1 protein-coding gene is annotated in these 233 nt (G+C 65.2%); it reads left to right on the top strand.

Going from position 1 to position 233, the window contains the following annotated elements:
- Positions 1 to 70: 70 nt before the first annotated feature.
- Positions 71 to 233: DUF1289 domain-containing protein (locus tag ACVA6Q_RS24985; RefSeq protein WP_446649274.1), on the top strand; the 163-nt coding region annotated here is incomplete at its 3' end.

Raw genomic sequence — 233 nt, 5'->3', positions numbered from 1 at the left:
CCGGCCGAGTTGGAAGCGATGACCGGCGCGCCTGTGGCCGACATCGCCCAGCGTGATTGATCGAACATCGATGGACAGTTGCACCCGCGCACAACTGAAGCTCTCGCTGGGCAAGCTGCGCAATAGTCGTGCGCAGGCCGAGCGCGCGCAGCCGGTCACGTCGCCGTGCATCAGCGTTTGCAAGATGGATGACGCGCGTGGCCTGTGCCTCGGTTGCATGCGCACGATCGACG

This window comes from Vibrio sp. DNB22_10_4 (genome assembly GCF_052879755.1).
The sequence above is the reverse complement of the archived record's forward strand: the minus strand, read 5'-3'. Positions and strand labels throughout refer to the sequence as shown.